The organism is Paenibacillus sp. NFR01 (genome assembly GCF_900111565.1).
GTDB lineage: Bacteria > Bacillota > Bacilli > Paenibacillales > Paenibacillaceae > Paenibacillus_AQ.
Genome location: NZ_FOIK01000004.1, coordinates 270,323 through 291,071, shown reverse-complemented (window position 1 = coordinate 291,071; position 20,749 = coordinate 270,323). Strand labels below are relative to the sequence as shown.

Genomic DNA, 20,749 nt, shown 5'->3' with positions numbered 1-20,749 from the left:
ATTCATTCTTACACCGATTCTAATCAATCTTGGAGCCGAACACAATACAAGCAGGAATAAAAGCGCTTTAACGCAGCGAAGCGCGGATTTTGCCGATCCAGAGCGCAAGCGGCGTTAGAATGAGCGCAATGCCTAGCAGCAGTCCGAGCAGGGCCAGGCTTGCCGCAATCCCCTGCGCCGGGGAAGCCGGGCTGAACGCGGGCAGGTACGCGGCAGCCGGGGCGACACCCCAATGCGCAAAAGGCTTCCAGAGCAGCAGCAGCGCTCCCGCGGCCAGGAACGCATGGAGGAGGCGGGCAAGCATAAACGGCAAATAGCGCATCCCTGTTCCGTTCAGAATGCTGGCCACCTGGGCGTGGACAGACAAGCCGCCCCAGGACAGAATAAATGCGGCAGCGGCCGCTTTGAACTGCAGCGGAATCGTCATTGCCGCTTCCCCGGCGGAACGCGTGCCGAACGTTACCTCGAAGAATCCGCTGACAAATGCCGAAGAGAGCTCCGGGGGAAAGCCGACCGCTGCAAGCGCCCGCCCCCCGAGCGCATAGAGGGCGGACAGGATCCCGGCTTTAGCCAGCAGCACCATCAGCACATTGAAGAATACAACCAGCCCCCCCACGACAATAATAAGCTGCAGCGAGGATTGAACCGCGCCTCCCAGCAGCTCGCCGAGAGTGCGGCCGTCGCGCCGCCGCGCATCGCTCATTGCCCGCAGCGCCGCACGGAGCCGTCCGCCGGCTTGTCCATCCGGCCCGTCTGCAGGGCCAACGTCGGGTGTTGCCGCTTCCTTGCGCCCATGCAAGGACATCAGAAGACCGATAAGCAAACCGCTGCCGTAGTGGGAGACGGCGAGAATCAGTCCGAGCGAGGCATCGTGAAAAAAACCGACCGATACGGCCCCCAGCAGAAAGATCGGATCGGAGGAAGTGGTGAAGGCTACGAGCCGTTCTCCCTCGACACGGGTGATCAGCTTCTGTTCCCGGAGCTTGGCGGTCAGCTTCGCGCCGACGGGATATCCCGACACGTAGCCCATCGCGGCGACAAAGCCGCCGCTTCCCGGAATGGAGAACAGCGGGCGCATCAGCGGATCCAGCAGCGTGCCGAACAGATGGACGACGCCCAGGCCGAGCATCACCTCGGAAATGACGAAGAACGGAAAGAGGGACGGAAGCAGCACATCCCACCATACCGCAAGCCCGCGCAGAGCCGCATCCAGCGAGCTCGCCGGATGGAGGAGCATTAGCAGCAGGCAGCCTGCCAAAGCCAAGCCCGCCAGCGGGCGTGATATTCGGGTCACAGACATCGTTTTATCGCCTCCCGGTCTATGTTTAGGTGTATGCCCGCTCCGGGACAAACAGTACCGGAAAAATTAAGTAAAGCGGTTACAATTCACGGTGATTTTTTACTGTAATTGTGATAGGATTACCTTAATGGACGCACACTCTTTTTATAATGAACTAAGGGATGGAGTGATGGTGATGAGCGTTGTTGCCGGAGTTCTTGTTTGTGCTTTTGTGTATGTGATCCGGGCCTCCCTCGTCCCGCCCGGCGATGAAGAGTTTCGGACCTATTAATAGTCAATCGGCGCTAAACATTCGTTTAGCGTCTTTTTTTATAGGCAAACAATTTATTAGTTTTCGGGTTCTTTTGTTATAATGGTGTGGTGCAGTAGTCATTACGGAAGAAAGCGGGTACGTTTCCAATGGATCCAAACGACAGCCTGTATGGCAATCTGGGAGGCGATGAAGGCATCCGGCGGCTGGTAACAGCTTTTTACGCCAAGGTTCAGCTTCATCCCCGCCTCGCTCCGCTTTTTCCGGAGGATATCTCTCCGGTGATGGAGAAGCAGCACCAGTTTCTCAGCCAGTTTTTTGGCGGCCCCGCGCTATTCTCGCAGCAGCATGGCCATCCGATGATGCGGGCAAGGCATATGCATGTTCCGATTACCCCGCAGCATGCCGAGGATTGGCTTGGCTGCATGAAGGAAGCGCTCGAGGAGACGGGCGTGCAGGAACCGCTGCGTTCGCTCGTTTTGCACCGGCTTTCCGGGCCGGCGCATCATTTTGTAAATATGCCCCAAGATGAAGGCAGTTGAGGTGAAAGGATGAGGGCATTTGTCGGAATTAATTCCCTTGTATTCAATCAAAGTAATTTGCAGTAATTGCGAACAGGAATTCGAGACCTCGCGGGTGCGCCCGAGCTTGAAAAAGGCGATCCGCAGGGATGCCGACTTCTGCTCCTATTACAAAAACGAGAATCCCGATTATTACGTCGTCCGCGTCTGTCCGGCATGCGGGTTTGCTTCGACCGAAAATTCGGCCGATAAGCTGACCGACCGGCAGCGCAAGGCTTTCGCAGAGCAGGTGGGCAGCCGCTGGCGGCCGCGGGATTTCGGCGGACCGCGGAGCTGGGAGACCGCGCTCGAGACTTATAAGCTGGCACTGATCTGCGCGCAGAGCATCAACGACAAGGAGCGGATTATCGCCAGCATTCTGCATCATATCGCATGGCTTCACCGGTATCGCGGCGAATCGGAGCAGGAACAGCGGTTTCTGCGTTATGCGCTTGATGAATATGTTAAAGTTTTCGAGCGGGAAGGCGTTGCCGGCAGCGATGCGCGCCTGATGTATTTAATCGGTGAACTGAACCGCCGGGTGGGCCAGTTCCACGAAGCGGTTAAATGGTTCTCCCGCGTCGTCAATGACCAGAAGATCATGGATGCGGCGATGATCCGTGCTTCCCGCGAGCAATGGAGCCTGCTGCGGGAGCAGATGCAGGGGCTTAACCTTGACCCGGATAACTTGACTTCGGAGGGATAACAAAAAAGCGCAAGAAAGGGAAACCTTCTTGCGCTTAGGCGGTTATGAACGGACCGGACGGTCAAACAGCAGATAATCGGCATCGGTGTCGATGACGGTTAGGCTGGCTTTGCAGCAGGGGAAGACAAGCAGCTTCTTCTTCCCGTCGCGCACAGCCTGCAGCTCTTTGGGCCGCATGGGAAGCAGAACGTTCTCCTGGCCGCAAAACGGGCAGCGGTGCACATACATATCGCCCATGATGAGGTCATATGGCCAGGTTTGGCTAAATGGAATCATTGACTGTCCTTCGCCTCGTCCGGAGCTTCGGCAGATCCTTCCGTCGCTTCGGGTTGCTGCTTCTTGGACAATTCCGCAATTTTTTGCAGCAGGATATGCTGCGGCATATGCATCAAGTGCTCCAGAGGAACACCCAGTTGTTTGGATAAAGTGATCGCCGTTTCCGGCGAGATTTGCAGTGGCATGATGAATCCCCCCATAATCGTAATCGCAGCCGTACCGGCTGTGTTCTCACTTTACCATGGCCGATGGCCAAATACAAAAAGAAAACCAAATGAACCTTGAAGGATGGTGTATTCGGTGAAACAACCCCTTTCACTAACCTGGAATCTGGATTCCATTTTTCCCGGAGGATCGTCTTCTCCGCAATTCCTCGAATTTTTGACGCGCCTTGAAGCCGATATCCAATCGCTCGGCAAGCTGGTAAGCGCAGCCTCCGTTCCGGCGGATACGGAAGCCACCAAAGCGCTGGACCCGGTTATTGAGCTGCTGCAGAGCTGCTCCGGCAGGCTTACTCAGGCCTCCGAATTCGCCGGATGCCTCGGGTCGCAGGACCAGCAGGACAAAGGAGCCGTTCGCCTCTCTTCCAAAGTGACGGGCATGCGCGCCGGTTTTGCGGGCATAACCTCGCAATTCGACCAGGTGCTGCGCGAAACCCCGGACGACGTGTGGAGTGCTTGGATGGCTCGTCCCGAAATCGCGCCGCTGGAGTTCGTGCTTAGCGAAAGCCGCAGCCTGGCCCGCGAAAAAATGAGCCCGGAGCTGGAAAGCCTGGCGCTCTCCTTAGCGGTCGACGGCTATCACGGCTGGAGCGAACATTATGAAACCATCGTCGGCAGCATTCAGATTCCGTTCGAAGACGAGAACGGCTCCCGCTTGCTGTCAGCGGGTCAGGCATTTAACAAGCTGGATGACCCCGATCCTGCGGTACGCCGGGAAATGTTCGGCAAGTGGGAAGCTGCGTGGACCGGTGTGGAGGATTATTGCGCCGATACGCTGAACCATTTGGCCGGCTTCCGCCTGAACCTTTACAAGAACCGCGGATGGGAGGAAGTGCTCAAGGAGCCGCTCGCCATCAACCGCATGTCCGGAGACACGCTGCAGATGATGTGGGAGGTCATCGCCAAGAATAAGCCGGTACTGGTCTCTTACCTCCAGCGCAAGGCGAAGGTGCTGGGGCTGGACGCGCTGAGCTGGGTGGATGTCGAAGCGCCTGTCGGAAAATCGGGCGGTAAAATCCCTTATGATCAGGCAGCAAGCGACATCGTGGCACAATTCCGTAAATTCAGTCCAAAAATGGCGGATTTCGCGGAGCACGCTTTCGACAACGACTGGATCGAAGTCGAGGACCGTCCCGCCAAACGTCCCGGCGGCTTCTGCGTGTCTTTCCCGGAGAGCAAGGAATCGCGGATCTTTATGACGTACAGCGGTACGCCTTCGAATGTTTCGACGCTTGCCCATGAACTGGGCCATGCTTACCATTCCTATTTGCTCGACGACCAGCCGTTGTTTAACCAGAACTATGCCATGAACGTGGCTGAAACGGCGTCCACCTTCGCCGAGGTCATCGTCGCCGATGCGCAGGTCAAGGCGGCTGCCGATCCGGCGGAGAAGCTGGCGCTGCTGGAGACCAAAATTCAGAACAGCGTTGCCTTCTTTATGAATATTCACGCCCGTTTCCTGTTTGAAACGCGTTTCTACGAGAAACGCAAAGAGGGGCTTGTAAACGCCGATGAACTGAGTGCTTTGATGGAAGAAGCCCAGAAGGAAGCTTTCTGCGGCATTCTCAGCGGATATCATCCGCATTTCTGGGCATCCAAGCTGCATTTCTATATTTCCGATGTGCCGTTCTATAACTTCCCCTATACGGTCGGGTATATGTTCAGCACAGGGCTGTATAAGCTGGCTTTGCAGGAAGGCCCGGGTTTTGCTGACAAATACGACAACCTGCTCCGCGATACCGGCGTGATGACGCTCGAGGATCTCGTTCTGAAGCATCTCGGCGTCGATCTGAAAAAGCCGGATTTCTGGCAGGGTGCGGCCGATCTGATTGCCGAAGATATCGCTGAATTCCTTAAGATGACGGAATGATTTTGTGAAATTTATCTGAACAGACACCATTTTGTCGATGAAATGACTGTGTGCAATTCGATGAAAAACGGTGCGAATGTGAAAAGACCCCGCGAACGGGGTCTTTTTTTAATGCGTTGATGTCGAAACTCCTCGATTGCATGTTGGATTATCTTAGATTTTTACAGTAAATTGCGCATTTATGGGAAAATAAACCTAATTATGTAGAATCATGTTGATGGTCGATTTTAACTGTCCTATAATTGTGCCTACAGAACCATGTACAACATTTTGAGGAGGAATTATATGCTGGGAGAGCAATTGTCGCTTGCGAGACAAATCGATTTGGTATTTAAAGAGCTGCAGGAAGAACTGTCGGTGGTGAGTTCAGGTATCGTATTTGTGCAAATCCGCAACAATGTCATTGGAAAATTCGGAATCCGCCATAATCCGCTGTCTGGCCGGAGCGGCGTGCTTCAAGCCGACAAAAGCGGGCTGAGCGCTGCGCAGCAGTCTTCCTTCCGGTTGATGGCGCTGGAGAGTCTGAACTATAAACGGCGCTGGACCCATGGCGAAATCAGCTATGAGTTTGCCATTCGCCAGGGAATGGTTGTCGTGGACGCCACGCTGGAGTCCAATTACAACATGGCCAACCTGCTGATTCGTTATCCCAAATCGGTCGACGCGGACAAGGAACGCTTTTACGGCTGATTCCCATACATAACATGCATGCAAAAAGGGTGCCCCGGCCTCACGGCTGCGGAACACCCTCTGAAAGCTCCGTCACGGCGGTGAACCGCCTGCCGGATAAATCATGTTAATGGATTACTACATCGTGCTGCGACCGGAGAGTTGTTGCTCTGCCAGTTGTACAAGACGTTTCGTAATGTAACCCCCCAGAGAACCTGTCTCACGGGATGTGTAGTTACCATAATAACCGTCTTGAGGAATAGTTACGCCAAGCTCTTGAGCTGCTTCAAGTTTCAATTGTTGCAGCGCTGCGGTGGCTTGAGGAACAACCAGGTTGTTGGAACGGCTGCTTGATTGACTCATGTGTGTTCACCTCCTTCGCCCTTTGTGAAGATAGTATGGGCGCAAGGAGATGAATTCATGCACGCTAGCAAGAGGTTTGAAGGATGGTAATTATATGAAAAGTCTCTTACGGACGAAGGATTTGAAGTGAGCACGACAAGGTAATTGTCTGCCCGGGCTGCAGCGGAATCAGGCCGGTTACGTCTTCATCGGCTGTGACGTTCGGTGCATTCGGAAGCCAGGTCAACGGCTCGGTGCAGACATATTGGTCGGCTTCCCCCTTCGTATAGACGACCCAATGCTTGAAATGCGGCTGATCCGCGGTATAGCGCAGACCGTAACCGTCATCGCGCAGCAGCGTGGCTGCGGAAGCTGCCTCCTGCGGGGCGACGCGCAGCACCGTATCGAGATTGGTTCCTTGCAAATTCAGCCCCTGAGGCAGGGCGGAGAGATTCTCCAGCGGCAGTAGGCGCCCGCTGGGCAACAGTTCATCGTTCAATTCATATACGGCCTCTGCGGGCAGCGTGAGGCTCCAGCGCTGCGGCTCCCCGTCAAGCCTGAACCAGGTATGATACCCGATGCCGAACGGCACGGTCCGTTCGCCTTCGTGGGTGACCCGCAGCGTCTGGGAGAAGTGTGCATCCTGAAGGCGGAAGACCATCTCGAACTTCAGCGGCACGGGATATTGCCGCATCCAGTCGGCATCCCCGGCCGTATGGAATTCCGTTGTAACGGCGCAGCCGTCATCGTCTTCTTCGATGTCGCTGACGCACCAGGCCTGCGTGCGGTTTAGTCCGTGAATGTGATGGCCGGCGGAATTCGGATCAAAGGCGTATGAGATACCGTCATATTGAAACCGGCCGCCGCGGATGCGTCCAGGGGGAACGAGAAGCGGCATGCCGAAATGATAAGGCTTCTGCATGTAGAAGGGCAGCTCGCTTTCTTCCGGGCTCCTGAGGATATGCCTGTTCTCCTTGCGGTCCCACATCGAGATTACATTGTTCCCCAAACGGGGCAGCAGCGTGATCTCCAAATCGCGGCTATGCAGAATATAGGTGTCATAGCCGGACCAGCTTCCTTTGGTCACCTGTTTCATGGACGGTCTGCTCCTTTTAAAATACATAAATAACGACTGTTTGAACCTATCATACCAGAATTATATTACGCTGGAGATACGATTTGACAACTTCCTTATATCGCTTTATCATGAAGGCATTCATGAAAAGATGTCAATGCGATGACAGGGACAAGTAAGCGGAAGGGATGCCCTTCAGAAAGCCGGTGGATGATGCGAACCGGCGGACGACTTTCGCCTGAATGGACCCTTGAGCGCCGCGTTTGAACCGGCTGTACGCAGCCGCAGTAGACCGGCCGTTTCTTCCCCGTTACCGGAAGCCAAGGTTGTTTGCCGCGTGCCCAGCGCATGGAGGCGGACAACGAATGAGGGTGGCACCACGGTCTCACGTCCCTTGCGGATGTGGGGCCTTTTTGCGTACGGACGGAGGACAGCTGAGCTTAAAACCAATGGAGGTAGCAGACAATGGCAAAAAAAGTACTGTCGGGCATTCAGCCCAGCGGATCGCTTACGCTCGGCAATTATATCGGGGCGATCAAAAATTTCGTCAAGCTGCAGCGGGAGCATGAATGTTATTTCATGGTCGTCGATTTGCATGCGATTACGGTTCCCCAGGAACCGGCGGCGCTTCGCGAGAATTCGGAATCGGTGGCGGCTTTATATCTGGCTGCGGGCATCGACCCGAAAATCGCCAGCGTGTACCTGCAGTCCCACGTACCGCAGCATGCCGAGCTGGGCTGGATTCTGACCACCCTGACGGCAATGGGCGAGCTTGAACGGATGACGCAGTTCAAGGACAAGTCTTCGGGTAAGGATTCAGTGGGCGCTGGCCTGTTCGTATACCCTTCGCTGATGGCGGCGGATATCCTGGTCTACAATGCCGATCTCGTTCCGGTCGGAGAAGACCAGAAGCAGCATCTAGAGCTGACCCGCGATTTGGCGGGACGTTTCAACCACCGTTTCGGCGATTTCTTTACCGTTCCGGAGCCGTATATCCCGGAAGTGGGCGCACGGATCATGTCGCTGGATGACGGAACCAAAAAGATGAGCAAAAGCAATCCGAACCCGGGCAGCTACATTGCTCTCCTGGACCCGCCGGATGTCATCCGCAAGAAGATCAGCCGCGCAACCACCGATTCGGGCCGCGAAATCGTCTATGATCCTGCGAACAAACCGGAGGTCAGCAACCTGATGAGCATCTACGCCGAATGCTCGGGCCAAAGCCTGCAGCAGATCGCCGATCAATATGAAGGCCAAATGTACGGTGGCTTTAAGAAAAATCTGGGTGAGCTCCTGGTTGCGACGCTGGAGCCGATTCAGGAACGTTACCGGGACATCCGCAGCTCCGGCGAGCTTGCAGGCATTCTCGCCGAAGGGGCGGAAAAGGCGCAGACGCTGGCATCCCAGACGCTGGCTGAGGTCAAGAAACGGATGGGCTTTTTACCGGCCCGGGGATAACTCGATACTTAGGAAGTCTGCTCGGATTTACGGCGGATGCGGGCTTTCAGGATAAAGCCCCAGCCGATGTTCAGAATGCACAGCACACCGAGCAGCAGAGAGAGCCATATGTTGGTGCTGATCAGCATAGAGGCAACCGTAAGCAGCAGGATGGAAGAGCAGGCGAACCAGAGAGATAAGCCTTTTCCCATAATTGCAGCCTCCTTTCCGTGTTGAAAATAGTAATGACGCCCGCGCGGCTTAGCCGAAGCGGGCCTTTTTGCGTTCCGTTACCATGTAAACGCTTTATGGAGATTGTGCCCGAACTTGCCGCAGGCGTCAAGCGATAAACGGAGGGGAAGCAGGGATTCGGAGCAAAAGGTGGTTCGGGCCGCCGGCTTCGCGGCAAACCAAAGGGGCCAACCCAAGCCGGGTGTACGGCTTGCAGTTGGCCCCTTTATTTATGGATTCAGGTTCCCGGGTAAATAGCGAACCGTTCGTCGAGCTTGTCGCTGCTAAGCCAGCCTACATACGTATTCAAAGCCCGGTAATTGTGGTCCATGACGAGCACGGCGACAAAAGGGAATTGCTTGCGGTGTAAATAACGCACATCGCCCCAGCGTACAATATAACCGGAAGGCAGTTCTTCCACATCGGCTACGGCATAGGATGTGAAGTACAGGAAGGCCTGGATGTCCGGGTGGCTTTTGGAATGCTCGACGGCGGGATGGTCGGAGCAGACGGCGTGCTTAAACCATTCCAGTTTACTATTATTCAGCTGACCGACATTATACGTTCCGTCCGGCTTTGCTTTGACCACGTTCCATCGCGTTGGGGAGATGGTCGGAATGACGAAATACCGGTCGCCGGCATCATGATGTACATCTTTGACCCGGACGCCGCGGGTAATGCGCCAATGAACCAGCGTCCGCCACACATAGTACGCAATAATGCCGGAATACAGCGAAATGAACAGCGGCACGGGCGGGCAGATTCCGCTGATCCAAAGAATGATCGCCGCAGCGTGGCTGCCGAAAATAAACGGATCGAAGATATGGATGATGTTCCAGGCGATCCATTTTTCGGTGAAGGGCCGGGCGGCTTGCGTCCCATAGGTGTTGAAGAGGTCGGTAAAGACATGCACGGCTACCCCGATGAAGCTCCAGAGCGCAATGTGACTGAGCGGCCTGAGCTCTAAAAAGCCAAAGATCGGACCAATGACCAGCGTAATGAGCAGCGGCCACAAGAGCAGAAAGGGCAGGGAATGCGTGATGCCCCGGTGATTGCGGATATACAGCGCATTATCCTTCAGGCGCAGAACCGTATCGGCGTCGGGAGCTTGAGAGGCCAGTACAGTAGCAATCATGACGGCTCCGGCCAACGTCCCGCTCGCGGATACGGCAGGGTCGACAAACGATAGGCCGGCAAGACCGAGGCCCATAACAAAATGTGTAGCGGTATCCATGGTCAGATCTCCTTTGTGCGGAAGTACTCTATTAATGATTACCCAATTTGTGTCCATCTTATTTAGGAAACGATAAATCAATTATATTCACTTAATTGTCAAAATGATGAACAAAATCGCCAACGATTGTCAAAGGGTTTCGTGGTTTGTTATGATAAAATTAACAGCGGAACGATTTTATTCGTAATAAAGAACGGAGCGTTAGAAGTCCCTAGAAGGAGGAACAACGAACGTGGACAATCAATTGAGATATCAAGCTTCTTCCGATTCCGCATCCATGTCGGCCAAATCGCCGGAAGGGGCGAGCTGGCGCGATTTCGTAACAGTAACCAAACCCGGAATCATCCGCTCCAATCTGATCGCCGCATTTGCGGGCTATTGGGTCGCCTCGGGCTGGGATGTGGCGTACGGCAGGCTGATCCTGACGCTGCTTGGCACGATGCTCGTCATGGCTTCGGCCTGCGTGTTTAATAACTATTTCGACCGTGACCTGGATATGAAAATGGAACGGACCCGCGAACGCGGTTTGCCGACGGGGCGTCTGAAGCCGGCTACGGTGCTCGTGTATGCAATAGTGCTGGGGATTGCGGGCCTCGCGGTACTGTTTGCTTTTTCCGGGGTGCTCGCCGGAATTTTCGGCTTCGTCGGCATGTTCGTTTATGTGGTCGTGTATACGCTGTGGCTGAAACGGACCTCGACCTGGAGCACATCGGTAGGGGCTATTTCGGGAGCGATGCCTCCGGTCATCGGCTATGTCGCCGTTACCGGAACCGTCGACCTCGGCGCGTGGCTGCTGTTCGCGATGCTTTTCCTCTGGCAGCCTCCGCATTTCTGGGCGCTGGGCATCCGGCGCAAGGAAGAGTACCGCGCGGCGGGCTTCCCGCTGCTGCCGGTCGTCAAGGGCGTGCGCCGCACGAAGCTGCAGATGATTCCCTATGTCACGCTGCTGCTGCCGGTCCCGGTGCTGCTGTATGCATATGATTATGCGGGTATCTTTTACCTGGTCATTGCATTGGCCCTCTCTGTCGCCTGGTTATATTTGACGCTGAAAGGCCTGTCGGCAAAGGATGACGAAACATGGGCCAAGAAAAACTTCTTTTTCTCGATTAATTATTTGACGCTGAGCCTGATTGCGCTGGTCCTGAATACGATCCACGGGTAAAGGGGAGAGTGCCCTGTGCAAATCCTGAAGCGGTATAAATGGACCTGGGCGCTGCTGCTGGTCGCTCTGGCAATGGCCGCCTATTTGACGGTCAATGCCATAAACGCCAAAGGCGGCAAGCTGCCGGTCATCGGCAAGGTGCAGGATTTTTCGCTGGAAAATGTAGACGGCAAACCGGTAACGCTGGCGGACACGGCGGGGAAAGTGCGGTTGTTCTATTTTTTCTTCACCCAGTGTCCCGATGTCTGCCCGGTAACGACCTTTATGCTCTCGCAGACCCAAGACCTGCTGAAGCAGAACGGCAGCTTCGCCAAGGACGTCGATTTTGTATCTGTCTCGTTTGACCCGCAGAATGACACCCGCGAGGCGATCCGGACGTTCGCCGACCGGTTTCAGGCCGACTATTCCGGCTGGTATTTCCTGCGCGGCGATCAGGAGAAGATCCGGACGTTTGCCGCCGATTCCTTCAAAGTCCTGATCTACGGCAAGAACAAGGATAACTTTGCCCATGCCAATCTGATTGCTCTGGTCGACCGCGACAATCGGCTGCGCGCGCTTTACGATGCGGGCGACAGCGCCAACGTGACGCCGGAATTCCTGGCGGATGCCGCTGCGAAGCTGGCTAGAGAATAAGCGTATCATGCAAAAAAAGGCGTGACTCCGAACCGGGAGGCTACGCCTGTTTTTGTGTGCTTATATGTCCCGGGGATCAGGCGGAATGCGGACGGCGCCGGAAATAATACATGCTCAGCGGCCACCACAGCATCGTAAAGATCGGATAAACCGCCCACACCTCTTTCGTTGTTATGAGATTTGCAATGATGAAAAATGCCGAGGTTACTGCAGTTGCGCATACCGAAAAAGCAAACCATTTCTTCAGCCGGGCGAAGATAACGCTCATCGGCCACCAGATGGCCAGGAATCCCGTAAAGACGGACCACGGAAACTGCGGCGATAAATACATGTTCAGCAGCACGTATGCTTCCGCAAAAACAATGCTCCCGGCAATCGCTCCCAGCGGCCGGTACAGCCGGCTTCTGGCGTACATGGCGATCGGCCACCAGATGACGGCAGGAATGACGTACAGCACCCAAGGGACTTCAGGGGAATATTTCCAGTTCAGCCCGGCCAGATACGCGATCAGAAGGCCGGTCACGATCAGCGAGTACAGCCGGCTTTGGTTCCGGGAGAAACAGTAAATGCTGAGCGGCCACATCAGCAGCATAAACGCCGGATAAGCGAACCAGGGATCGCCGGGCGTCGTCAACTGATTGACCGCGATCAAAAACAGAATGCTGATCAGGCTGCCGGTAACCGCAAAGGAAAAACGTTGATTACCCATATGCTCGCCCCCTTATCTGCGCCCAAGCCATTTGTAGAAGATGGACAGCGGCCACCAGAGCACGGCGAAGGTCGGATAAACAAACCAGATCACGTCAGGCGTATAATAGAAGTTAATGAACAGCACAAGCGCGATGATGAGGACGGTGCCCCACAGCGAGAACCCCAGATGCAGCGCGAACGGATTGCGTTTGGTTACAGTTTGCGCACCCAGTTCGACTTTGATATCCTCCAGATCGCCGAATTCGACGAGCGCCTTGTTGACGGCATCCTCTTCGGCTTTGCCGCTCAAGATCAGATCGTATACCCGGTCCTCTAGGCTTTGGATGATATCCTCTTTCATCCGTTCGCTCTGCTCCGTGTTCGGCAAGTCCTTGAACCATTCTTCCACATGCTTTTTGACAGCGGTCATAGCAGTCCCTCCATAAAAATGTTCATAATGTCCTTGATTTCCTTCCATTCGTCCGCCGTTTCCTTCAGGTAGGCTCTGCCCAGCTTAGTAATGGTGTAATAACGGCGTTTGCCGCCTTGCGAAACATCGCCGAGATAAGATTCGATCAGTTCCTTGCGTTCAAGCCGCTGGAAGACGGCATACAGCGTCGCTTCCTTAATCTGAAAACGTTCGTTCGTGCGCTGGCCGATTTCCTTGGCGATTTCGTAGCCGTAGCGGTCCTGCTCGTAAATCAGCCGGAGGATGATCGCATCCAGATGCCCGCGTATTATATCGCTCCGAATCAACAGAGGTCCTCCTTTCGCTCAAAATAAGTGCTCTGTCTCATAGTGCTCTATCTCATAGAGTTCTATCTGATGGAGTAAATTTATCATGGATTACTCTTGCTGTCAAAGTAATTTTTCCGGAGACTGAAAAAGGGTAAATCCAAACGGGTTTTCCGTACGTATCCCGTATATAAAAACATGCCGTCCCGGGAGGGACGGCATGTTTGGTGTTCCTAAAACGGCGAAGGCAGCGGATAGATGATATATTCCTCCAGTCCGGCCTTCTCCAATTGGACAATATTGTATTCATCGGGCGTGCCCTCGACGCCGGCATAACCCTTGCGGGTATAGATATGAACGGCGTCAGGAAAGGCGTCGCGCAGAACGCCGCGTATTTTTTTGCCCATACTGTCGTTGTCCATGTAAAGGTAAACCTCACCGTCGCCGATTTTTTTTCGCAGAGACTCCAGCTTCAGCGTGCTCAACGTTCCGAAGGTGCAGAGAATATCAACCTCCGGCGACAAGAGCCGGCGCAGCCGGCTGCGGTCGTTTTTGCCTTCGACAATGATCGTAACAGTCATATGCGCTCAGCCTCCGGTACAAAGGTTGTCGGCAGATGGCATTGCTTACAGGCACCGCCATCTGTATTTTACCTTAGTACCGCCCGTTTTAACAGCAAACGGAGTCTCGGATGCCATCATTCCCCGGGAAATTTCCGCATGCTTCGAGCGGATGCGCGGCGGATGAGAGGGAAAGGCATGCTGATCAGAGGGCATCGTCCTAGGCTGCAGGATTATTCCAATCCGGCCGGTAGACAGAGCGTTTACCGGAGCCAAACGGCGGGAACATCAACAGCGCCGCCATCAGCAGGATAAAGGCTATGAAATACGGTGAAACGAAGCCCCGCAGTTGCCCTGCTGCGACCGGGCCGGCAAAAGAGCCGATCGACATCGCAATGGACTGCAGCGAGAAGGTGCGGCCCATGTGGCCGCCGTTCCCAAGCTTAATGAAGAGCGAGGCCATGGCCGGGAAAAGCACGCCTTTGGCGGCGCCCATCAGGAACAGCACTACGCCTGCCGGGATAACGGGGAATGAAGCCAGTGCAAAGAAACAAAGCGACATCCCCAGCAGCGCAGCGGCAATGCGGGCACCCGGTGAGCGGCGGTTCAGGAACATCAGGCTGAGCGTCAGCAGGGCCCCCAGGCTAAGCAAGGAAAAGAGGATGCCTGTGGACACCATCCCTTCGGCCCCTTTGGACAGGGGCAGTTCGAAGAACAGCACGCCCTGTGCGCAGGAGACGAAAAACGGAAGCAGGTAATATCGTTTCGAGACCGGCGTTTGAGTCCATGCCGGCACATGGGCGGCAGATTGCCCGCCATTGTGCGCCGCTTGCACCGCCGGCAGCGGAGCCGGCTTGGGAGCGCGGCGCGGCACGCTGAGAAAGGCCATTGCCCCGGTGGCGATCAGCAGCCAGCCAAGCGTGCTGAAGGTGCCCGAGTAGCCGGCTTCGCGGACGATAAACGCACCGGCAGCCGGAGAGACAACGGAAGCCAGCGTATGGATGATGCCGTGGCCTGACATGTATTTGCCCTGGGTGCCGGGATCGGAAGACAGGGAGGCAAGCAGGGTCATGCAGGCCGGAGAGAGGAACGCCAGCACAAAGCCGCTGATCGCGCGCAGCAGCAGCAGATGCCACGGAAGCTGGACATGGGCTTGAACCAGAAGGACGAGTCCGGCAGCGATCAGGCTGAACACGATATACCGCCTGCTGCCGTTTCGATCGACCAGTACGCCGGCCAGCAGGTTGCCGGGAAGGTGGGTCAGGGAGTACATGCCCATCATCCAGCCGATAAAGGCCGGTCCGGCTCCGAGCGACAGGGCGAACGGCGTGAGAATCGGGTACTGGGCATGCAGATCGAAGAAAGCGAGAAACAGAAACAAATACAGCCATAATGCGGTTTTCACGGAATACACCTCCGGCTAAAGCCTGATACGCAGAATACGGCAGAGGGACAATGGTCTACTTGTACTTTACGTTCGCAGGGGAGGGCTTATACCATTTAATTCCGCAAGGCCGGATCGGCGGGCGGAACAATGAATTATCAAGAACATTCATGTATAATAATGATTAATGCAAAAAGAATGATAGGGGTGTTGTTGTGAACTTGACGGATCCGGATGTATGGTCGCAGTTTTTTCGCGAGAACTGGGTGGTCATCGTCATCGCGCTGGTGCTGCTCTTTGCGGTGATCAATGTCGTCAAAACCGTAGTGAAATGGGCGATCGTCATCATTATTCTCGCCGCTTTGTTTATTTACAGTGGGGTTACAATGGATCAAATCGGCAACGCTGTTAATAAAGTGGCGGACGGAACGGTCAGTACGCTGAAAAGCGAAGCCCAGGAGGTTATGCTGAAGGAAGCCAAGGATGCAAAATATGCTTCCGGCGGCGACGGCACTTTTACGATTACAACGCCTAACCTGGAAGTGAAAGGCGCAGCCGGAGAGGACAAGGTGGAAGTGATCTTCCGCGGCGTCAGCCTGGGCAAATGGAGTATTACCGATACGACCAAAACATTTATCGACGAGGCGCGCAAAAACGGGAACGGATAGTCCTCGCGAAGCAGCCGAAAGGAGAGACGGACAATGCCGGACAACTGGATGGACAGCCTGAAGAGCGCAAATGCCGTCTCGATTCTGCTGCTGGTTATCGTATTATTTTCGCTGTGGCAAGGCTGGAGACGGGGGATGCTGCGGGCAGCCGGCGGGCTGTTTGGGCTGCTCGGGACCGGACTGCTGGCCTTGGCGTCGCTTGCGCTCGCCATTCCTGCCGCGCTTTATTTATCACCCAAGGCCGAGGTTTGGGCTTCCGGCGTCACGCTGCCGGACGGTCAGCTGCGCCTGTACCAGCAGATATATTATACGGCGGTATCCGTTCTCGGCGGATCGCCGGTGATGCGTTTTGTATTGCTGCTTTTGCTGTCCTATACCGTTATCCGCTTTATTTTCGGGCTGCTCGTCCCGCTGTTGCCCTTCTCGCCGCCGCGCCGGACAAGCCGGTCTACGGACCGCAAGCCTTCCCCGCTCAGCCGCCTGCTTGGCGCAGCCATCGGGTTCGCCGTCGGGCTGGTGCGCGGGCTGGTGCTTGTCTTCCTGCTGTATATCGGCATCGGCCTCAGTCCGGACAGCGCGTTCAGCCGTTACGTGGAATCCTCGCCGATTTACAGCCAGAGCGCGGCCGCCGTGTTCGAGCCGTTGGCCGGGCAGAGCATGCGGGATAAGCTTCCGGTATTGAGCAAAGCGGTTGCCGCGGAGATGAACGATATTCTCCGCCGCAAATACGAGGTTATCGATCACGACGTTTCGCCCGATATCGTGGGGGCTGCCGCCGACATTACGCAGAAGGCCGGCAATGACGAAGAGAAAGCCAAGCTGCTTTATGATTGGGTAGGCTCGCGGATTTCCTATGACTATGATAAAGCGGAGAATTATGAACAAAACCGGATTTGGCATGAGCAGACGCCCCAGGATACCTTCGATACGAAGCTGGGCGTCTGCATTGATTACGCAAGACTGTATGCGGTGATGGCCCGGTCCCAGGGACTCGAGGTGCGCGTCGTAACCGGCCGGGGCTATGACGGTAACGGCGGCTCCGGCCCGCATGCTTGGAACGAGGTATACCTGAGCGAACGCCAAGCCTGGGTGCCGCTGGATGCGACCTGGGCACGGAGCGGCAATTGGTTTAATCCGCCGGACTTTGCGGCCACGCATGTCAAAGAGGATGTATTATAAAGAAACATTTGCAGAATAAAGGAGTGACCGACGTGAGTTTTTTTCGTAAGCAGCCGCCTCCGGAGGACAATGCCGGCAAAGGCTCGCTAGGCTTGCGCATCAATGTGTTTTTCTTCGGGACGTTTGTCATTTTTTGCGTTATCATTATCCGTCTCGCCGTCGTGCAATTCGTAGAGGGGCCGACGTTAACGGAGGTCGAAACCAGTCGCGATACCAAAAATGTTCCGCTCGCTTCGGTCAGAGGCGAGATTAAAGCCGCGGGCGGCGAACCGATCGCCTATTCCACCTCCGTCCAGTCGCTCTACATTACGCTGACGAAAGAGTACACGGCCAAGCAGACCGATAAGGCAACCGGACAGACTACGCTGACGCCGGAAGCCTCGGCCAAAGCCAACGCGCTGGCGGCGAAGCTGGTGGAGAACTTCAAGCTGTATGGAGATGCAGGCGCGCAGCAGCTGACCCAGCAGGATGTCATTGATTCCATGGACTTATATTTCAAAAAATATTCCGGGTATACGGCCCGGCGCATTAAAGCAGGGTTATCTACCCGTGAGGTTGCTTATTTTATGGAGCATAAAGCGGATTATCCGGGTCTGGCGATCGTCGAGGAAAGCTCGCGCCATTACGACAAGGATACCGTTGCCGTCCAAACGGTTGGCTACATCAAACCTTTCAAGTATTCCAATAGCTTGGATTTGTATCAGCAGATTCAGGATTCGATGAAGGCGATCGACGCCGATCCCGGCCTCAGCTACAAAGACGACGAATTTGTCGGGTTCGACGGCCTTGAGCTGCAGTATCAGGAAGAGCTGCGCGGTAAAAACGGCTACGAGGTTATTTCCGTCAATCCGCAAAACATGGCCGAAGCCGTGGAGGAAGTGGTGCCGCCGGTCAAGGGCGACGATATCTGGATGACAATCAATAAAAATGTCCAGATGAAAACCGAACAGGCCATCACGGATCAGCTGCAGTGGCTGCATACCCATCCCGTGCTTGGCCAATTGCACCCGGATGCGCTGACCGGGTATGCTGTGGCGATGGAAGTCGACACCGGGAACATCGTGGCGATGGCCAGCATGCCGGATTACGATACTAATGTATGGACGAGCGAAAAGCTCGGCTCTGATGTGTGGAACCAGATTATGAACAACTACCGGAACGGGACGATTTTTCCGTACAACTCCGGGATGTCGGGTCATAAATTCGAATCGACGGTGCTGATGGGTTCGACCATCAAGCCGCTCAGCGTACTGATCGGGCTGAACGAAGGCTTTTTCACCACCTCGACTGTTTATCAGGATAAGGGTGTAGCCTATTTCGGGAAAGAAGGGCATGAGACGAGAGTACGCAACGCGTCCGGACACGTCTACGGCTCCATGGATCCGGCGCGGGCAATCGAAAAATCGTCCAACGTCTTCATGGTCGACATGGTCGGCAAAAAGCTGTATGAAAAATACGGCAGCAAGGGCATTGATGTCTGGGACAAATATATGAAGGAATTCGGCCTCGGCGTATCGACCGAAAGCGGGCTTCCGGGCGAATACAAAGGCCAAATCAACTATAACAATATCGAAGCGGCGGGCAGTGCCCAGGCCGCGCTCGTGTACGCGTCGTTTGGGCAACAAGGCAAATACACGGCCCTGCAGCTCGCCCAATACGCATCTACGCTGGCCAACGAAGGCGTGCGGATCAAACCGCAGCTGGTGAGTAAAATTACCGATGCAAACGGCACTGTCGTGAAGGCATTCAAACGCGAGGTGCTGGATCAGGTCACGACGTTCGACAAATCCTTCTGGAAGGAAATCAAAAAAGGCATGAACAGTGAAGTGACTGCCTTTGCGGACTTCCCGTATGATTTTGCCCGTAAAACGGGGACCTCCCAGCAAACGGACAGCTCCGGGAACAACCGCGATAACGGGGTATTTATCGCCTTCGCGCCACGAGACCATCCGAAGCTGGCCGTCGCCGTGGTTATTCCGGAAGGCGGCTTCGGTTCGAACAGCGCCGCACCGGTCGCACGCAAAATCTTTGATGCGTACGACTGGGAGTACGGCCTTGACGGTGTGCCGAAGAAAAGCCTGCAATCCGGTAACTCTGCAGCAGGAACCGCCGCAGGTACCAATGGCGCGACAGGTGCGAATACAACGAATAATGCGGCAAACGGCACTGACACGGGTACAAAAACAGAGTAAAACTATATAAAGATAAAAAAAGCATTCAGCAAATCCGAAAACAACTGCGGCCGGAAGTCCAAACATTCACCGCAGTGGCGACTCGGCTTTGCTGACTGCTTACACACAAAGGAGGAGTGGCATGACCGCCAAATACCGCCTGCTGGCACTGGATATGGATGGTACCCTACTGAATGACGAACAATTGATTACCCCGAAGACTGTGGAATGGATTCGTAAAGCGGTGGATGCAGGCGTTCACGTCTGTTTTTCCACAGGCCGGGCCTTGCGCAGCGCAATGCCTTATGCCGAGCAGCTTGGACTCGAAACGCCGATGATTACTGTAAACGGCAGCGAAGTGTGGCGCGCGCCGCATGAGCTGTACCGCAGGTCCCTGATGGACCCGCAATTGATTAAACGGTTGTATACCCTCGCCCAGGAGTATGGCGTCTGGCACTGGGCCTATTCCACCGAGATGGTGCACAACCGGACCAATTGGGACGGCAATGTGGAAGGACGGGAGTGGCTGAAATTCGGCTATTCCTCGGAAGACGCTGAAATCCGCCATAAACTGCTGATGGAGCTGCAAAACATGGGCGGGCTGGAGATCACCAATTCCACGCCGATCAACCTGGAGATCAATCCTCTGGGCATCAACAAAGCCTCCGGCATCCGCGAGGTCTGCGGCCTGCTCGGCGTGAAGATGTCCGAGGTTATCGCCGTCGGCGACAGCCTGAATGATATTGCCGCGATTACAGAGGCGGGTCTTGGCGTTGCCATGGGCAATGCCCAGGACGCGGTGAAAGAGGCAGCGGACGCCGTTACGGCGTCGAACAACGAAGATGGGATTGCAGAAGTGATTCAAAAGTATATTTTGGGGAGCTGAACGTAATGGCCATTTTGGGCTGGGTCCTGATTATCGCGTTGTTTGCGGTGGGTTTGGCCGGCGCGGTCTACCCGATATTGCCGGGTGCGCTGGCGATCTATCTTGCATTTTTCGTGTATGGCTGGTTTTTCTCGTTTGATCCATTCGGCGCGTGGTTCTGGATTATCCAGACGCTCATCGTCGTTGTGCTGTTCGTCGCGGATTATGTCGTCGGCGCCTGGGGCGTGAAAAAATTCGGCGGCTCCCGCGCATCGGTCATCGGCAGTACGATCGGCATTATTTTCGGTCCGTTTGTGATTCCGGCGTTTGGCCTCATTCTGGGCCCGTTTATCGGAGCCTTTGTAGGCGAACTTATCGCCGGGGCCAATCCCGGCAAAGCGCTGAAAGTGAGCTTCGGCTCGCTGCTCGGCCTGTTTACAAGCACAGTAGTCAAGCTGCTGCTGCAGATTGCAATGGTCGTCCTCTTCTTCATTTGGATAGGCCTGCATTAAAATCACTGCGAAGAGGGCG

The 20,749-nt window shown here is 55.1% G+C and carries 24 protein-coding genes; 12 read left to right on the top strand and 12 right to left on the bottom strand.

The genetic code is table 11. The features are described from left to right. Positions 1–67 precede the first annotated feature (67 nt). Positions 68–1,300: a sporulation integral membrane protein YlbJ gene (ylbJ, locus tag BMW84_RS18640; protein WP_091070988.1), complete on the bottom strand. Its 1,233-nt coding sequence runs from the start codon at positions 1,298–1,300 to the stop codon at positions 68–70. Between the two features lie 399 nt (positions 1,301–1,699). Here ylbJ and BMW84_RS18635 point away from each other — a divergent pair, with 399 nt between their 5' ends. Then, the gene (locus BMW84_RS18635; RefSeq protein WP_091070986.1) at positions 1,700–2,092 is read left to right on the top strand and encodes a globin domain-containing protein; all 393 of its coding nucleotides are present in this window, start codon (positions 1,700–1,702) and stop codon (positions 2,090–2,092) included. Between the two features lie 19 nt (positions 2,093–2,111). Continuing rightward, positions 2,112–2,816 (top strand): DUF2225 domain-containing protein, encoded by a 705-nt coding sequence (locus BMW84_RS18630; RefSeq protein ID WP_091070984.1) that lies wholly within the window; start codon positions 2,112–2,114, stop codon positions 2,814–2,816. A 42-nt stretch (positions 2,817–2,858) separates the two neighbouring features. Here BMW84_RS18630 and BMW84_RS18625 read toward each other — a convergent pair whose 3' ends face one another. Both BMW84_RS18625 and BMW84_RS18620 read right to left on the bottom strand, forming a co-directional pair. Next, complete coding sequence (locus BMW84_RS18625) at positions 2,859–3,092, bottom strand: hypothetical protein (RefSeq protein WP_091070983.1); 234 nt, start codon at positions 3,090–3,092, stop codon at positions 2,859–2,861. Further along, entirely contained in the window at positions 3,089–3,280 is a 192-nt protein-coding gene (locus BMW84_RS18620; protein ID WP_091071186.1) for a YycC family protein, read from the bottom strand. The genes BMW84_RS18625 and BMW84_RS18620 overlap by 4 nt, the downstream gene beginning before the upstream one ends. A gap of 100 nt (positions 3,281–3,380) precedes the next feature. Between BMW84_RS18620 and BMW84_RS18615 the strand changes: the two genes are divergently transcribed. Then, positions 3,381–5,183, top strand: a complete 1,803-nt coding sequence (locus tag BMW84_RS18615; RefSeq protein ID WP_091070981.1) for a M3 family oligoendopeptidase — start codon at positions 3,381–3,383, stop codon at positions 5,181–5,183. A 285-nt stretch (positions 5,184–5,468) separates the two neighbouring features. Next, on the top strand, positions 5,469–5,873 hold the full coding sequence (locus BMW84_RS18610; protein WP_091070979.1) for an O-methyltransferase: 405 nt from the start codon (positions 5,469–5,471) through the stop codon (positions 5,871–5,873). A gap of 117 nt (positions 5,874–5,990) precedes the next feature. Here BMW84_RS18610 and BMW84_RS18605 read toward each other — a convergent pair whose 3' ends face one another. Together BMW84_RS18605 and BMW84_RS18600 are read right to left on the bottom strand one after the other, a co-directional pair. Next, on the bottom strand, positions 5,991–6,215 hold the full coding sequence (locus BMW84_RS18605; RefSeq protein ID WP_091070978.1) for an alpha/beta-type small acid-soluble spore protein: 225 nt from the start codon (positions 6,213–6,215) through the stop codon (positions 5,991–5,993). Positions 6,216–6,321: 106 nt separating this feature from the next. After that, entirely contained in the window at positions 6,322–7,290 is a 969-nt protein-coding gene (locus BMW84_RS18600) for an aldose 1-epimerase (protein ID WP_091070976.1), read from the bottom strand. Positions 7,291–7,734: 444 nt separating this feature from the next. Between BMW84_RS18600 and trpS the strand changes: the two genes are divergently transcribed. Next, positions 7,735–8,727 carry a tryptophan--tRNA ligase gene (trpS, locus tag BMW84_RS18595; RefSeq protein WP_091070974.1) on the top strand — a complete coding sequence of 331 codons (993 nt, stop codon included), beginning with the start codon at positions 7,735–7,737 and terminating at the stop codon, positions 8,725–8,727. A gap of 8 nt (positions 8,728–8,735) precedes the next feature. Here trpS and BMW84_RS18590 read toward each other — a convergent pair whose 3' ends face one another. Next, a complete protein-coding gene (locus BMW84_RS18590; protein WP_091070972.1) occupies positions 8,736–8,918 on the bottom strand; it encodes a hypothetical protein in 183 nt (60 codons plus the stop codon). A gap of 257 nt (positions 8,919–9,175) precedes the next feature. Then, positions 9,176–10,171 (bottom strand): metal-dependent hydrolase, encoded by a 996-nt coding sequence (locus BMW84_RS18585; RefSeq protein WP_091070971.1) that lies wholly within the window; start codon positions 10,169–10,171, stop codon positions 9,176–9,178. A 232-nt stretch (positions 10,172–10,403) separates the two neighbouring features. Here BMW84_RS18585 and cyoE point away from each other — a divergent pair, with 232 nt between their 5' ends. Continuing rightward, positions 10,404–11,333 (top strand): heme o synthase, encoded by a 930-nt coding sequence (gene cyoE / locus BMW84_RS18580; RefSeq protein ID WP_091070969.1) that lies wholly within the window; start codon positions 10,404–10,406, stop codon positions 11,331–11,333. A 15-nt stretch (positions 11,334–11,348) separates the two neighbouring features. Continuing rightward, on the top strand, positions 11,349–11,966 hold the full coding sequence (locus BMW84_RS18575; protein ID WP_091070967.1) for an SCO family protein: 618 nt from the start codon (positions 11,349–11,351) through the stop codon (positions 11,964–11,966). Between the two features lie 76 nt (positions 11,967–12,042). On the opposite strand, the gene BMW84_RS18570 is transcribed toward BMW84_RS18575, so the two are convergent. The 5 genes from BMW84_RS18570 to BMW84_RS18550 all read right to left on the bottom strand — a co-directional run bounded on the left by BMW84_RS18570 (position 12,043) and on the right by BMW84_RS18550 (position 15,356). Beyond that, on the bottom strand, positions 12,043–12,675 hold the full coding sequence (locus BMW84_RS18570; protein ID WP_091070965.1) for a hypothetical protein: 633 nt from the start codon (positions 12,673–12,675) through the stop codon (positions 12,043–12,045). Positions 12,676–12,687: 12 nt separating this feature from the next. Next, positions 12,688–13,086, bottom strand: a complete 399-nt coding sequence (locus tag BMW84_RS18565; protein ID WP_091070964.1) for a permease prefix domain 1-containing protein — start codon at positions 13,084–13,086, stop codon at positions 12,688–12,690. Then, positions 13,083–13,412, bottom strand: coding sequence for a PadR family transcriptional regulator (locus BMW84_RS18560; RefSeq protein ID WP_091070962.1), 330 nt, complete (start codon positions 13,410–13,412; stop codon positions 13,083–13,085). Before BMW84_RS18560 ends, BMW84_RS18565 begins: the two co-directional genes overlap by 4 nt. 212 nt (positions 13,413–13,624) lie before the next feature. Next, positions 13,625–13,972 carry a toprim domain-containing protein gene (locus tag BMW84_RS18555; protein ID WP_091070960.1) on the bottom strand — a complete coding sequence of 116 codons (348 nt, stop codon included), beginning with the start codon at positions 13,970–13,972 and terminating at the stop codon, positions 13,625–13,627. Between the two features lie 199 nt (positions 13,973–14,171). Further along, positions 14,172–15,356, bottom strand: coding sequence for an MFS transporter (locus BMW84_RS18550; RefSeq protein WP_091070959.1), 1,185 nt, complete (start codon positions 15,354–15,356; stop codon positions 14,172–14,174). Between the two features lie 200 nt (positions 15,357–15,556). Here BMW84_RS18550 and BMW84_RS18545 point away from each other — a divergent pair, with 200 nt between their 5' ends. From BMW84_RS18545 to BMW84_RS18525, 5 genes are all read left to right on the top strand, one after another. Beyond that, the gene (locus tag BMW84_RS18545; protein ID WP_091071185.1) at positions 15,557–16,003 is read left to right on the top strand and encodes a hypothetical protein; all 447 of its coding nucleotides are present in this window, start codon (positions 15,557–15,559) and stop codon (positions 16,001–16,003) included. A 33-nt stretch (positions 16,004–16,036) separates the two neighbouring features. Continuing rightward, positions 16,037–17,182 (top strand): transglutaminase family protein, encoded by a 1,146-nt coding sequence (locus BMW84_RS18540; protein ID WP_091070957.1) that lies wholly within the window; start codon positions 16,037–16,039, stop codon positions 17,180–17,182. A 32-nt stretch (positions 17,183–17,214) separates the two neighbouring features. Then, positions 17,215–19,374 carry a peptidoglycan D,D-transpeptidase FtsI family protein gene (locus BMW84_RS18535; RefSeq protein ID WP_091070956.1) on the top strand — a complete coding sequence of 720 codons (2,160 nt, stop codon included), beginning with the start codon at positions 17,215–17,217 and terminating at the stop codon, positions 19,372–19,374. 121 nt (positions 19,375–19,495) lie between these two features. Continuing rightward, positions 19,496–20,239, top strand: a complete 744-nt coding sequence (locus BMW84_RS18530; RefSeq protein ID WP_091070954.1) for a Cof-type HAD-IIB family hydrolase — start codon at positions 19,496–19,498, stop codon at positions 20,237–20,239. A 5-nt stretch (positions 20,240–20,244) separates the two neighbouring features. Further along, positions 20,245–20,730: a DUF456 domain-containing protein gene (locus BMW84_RS18525; protein ID WP_091070953.1), complete on the top strand. Its 486-nt coding sequence runs from the start codon at positions 20,245–20,247 to the stop codon at positions 20,728–20,730. Positions 20,731–20,749 lie beyond the last annotated feature (19 nt).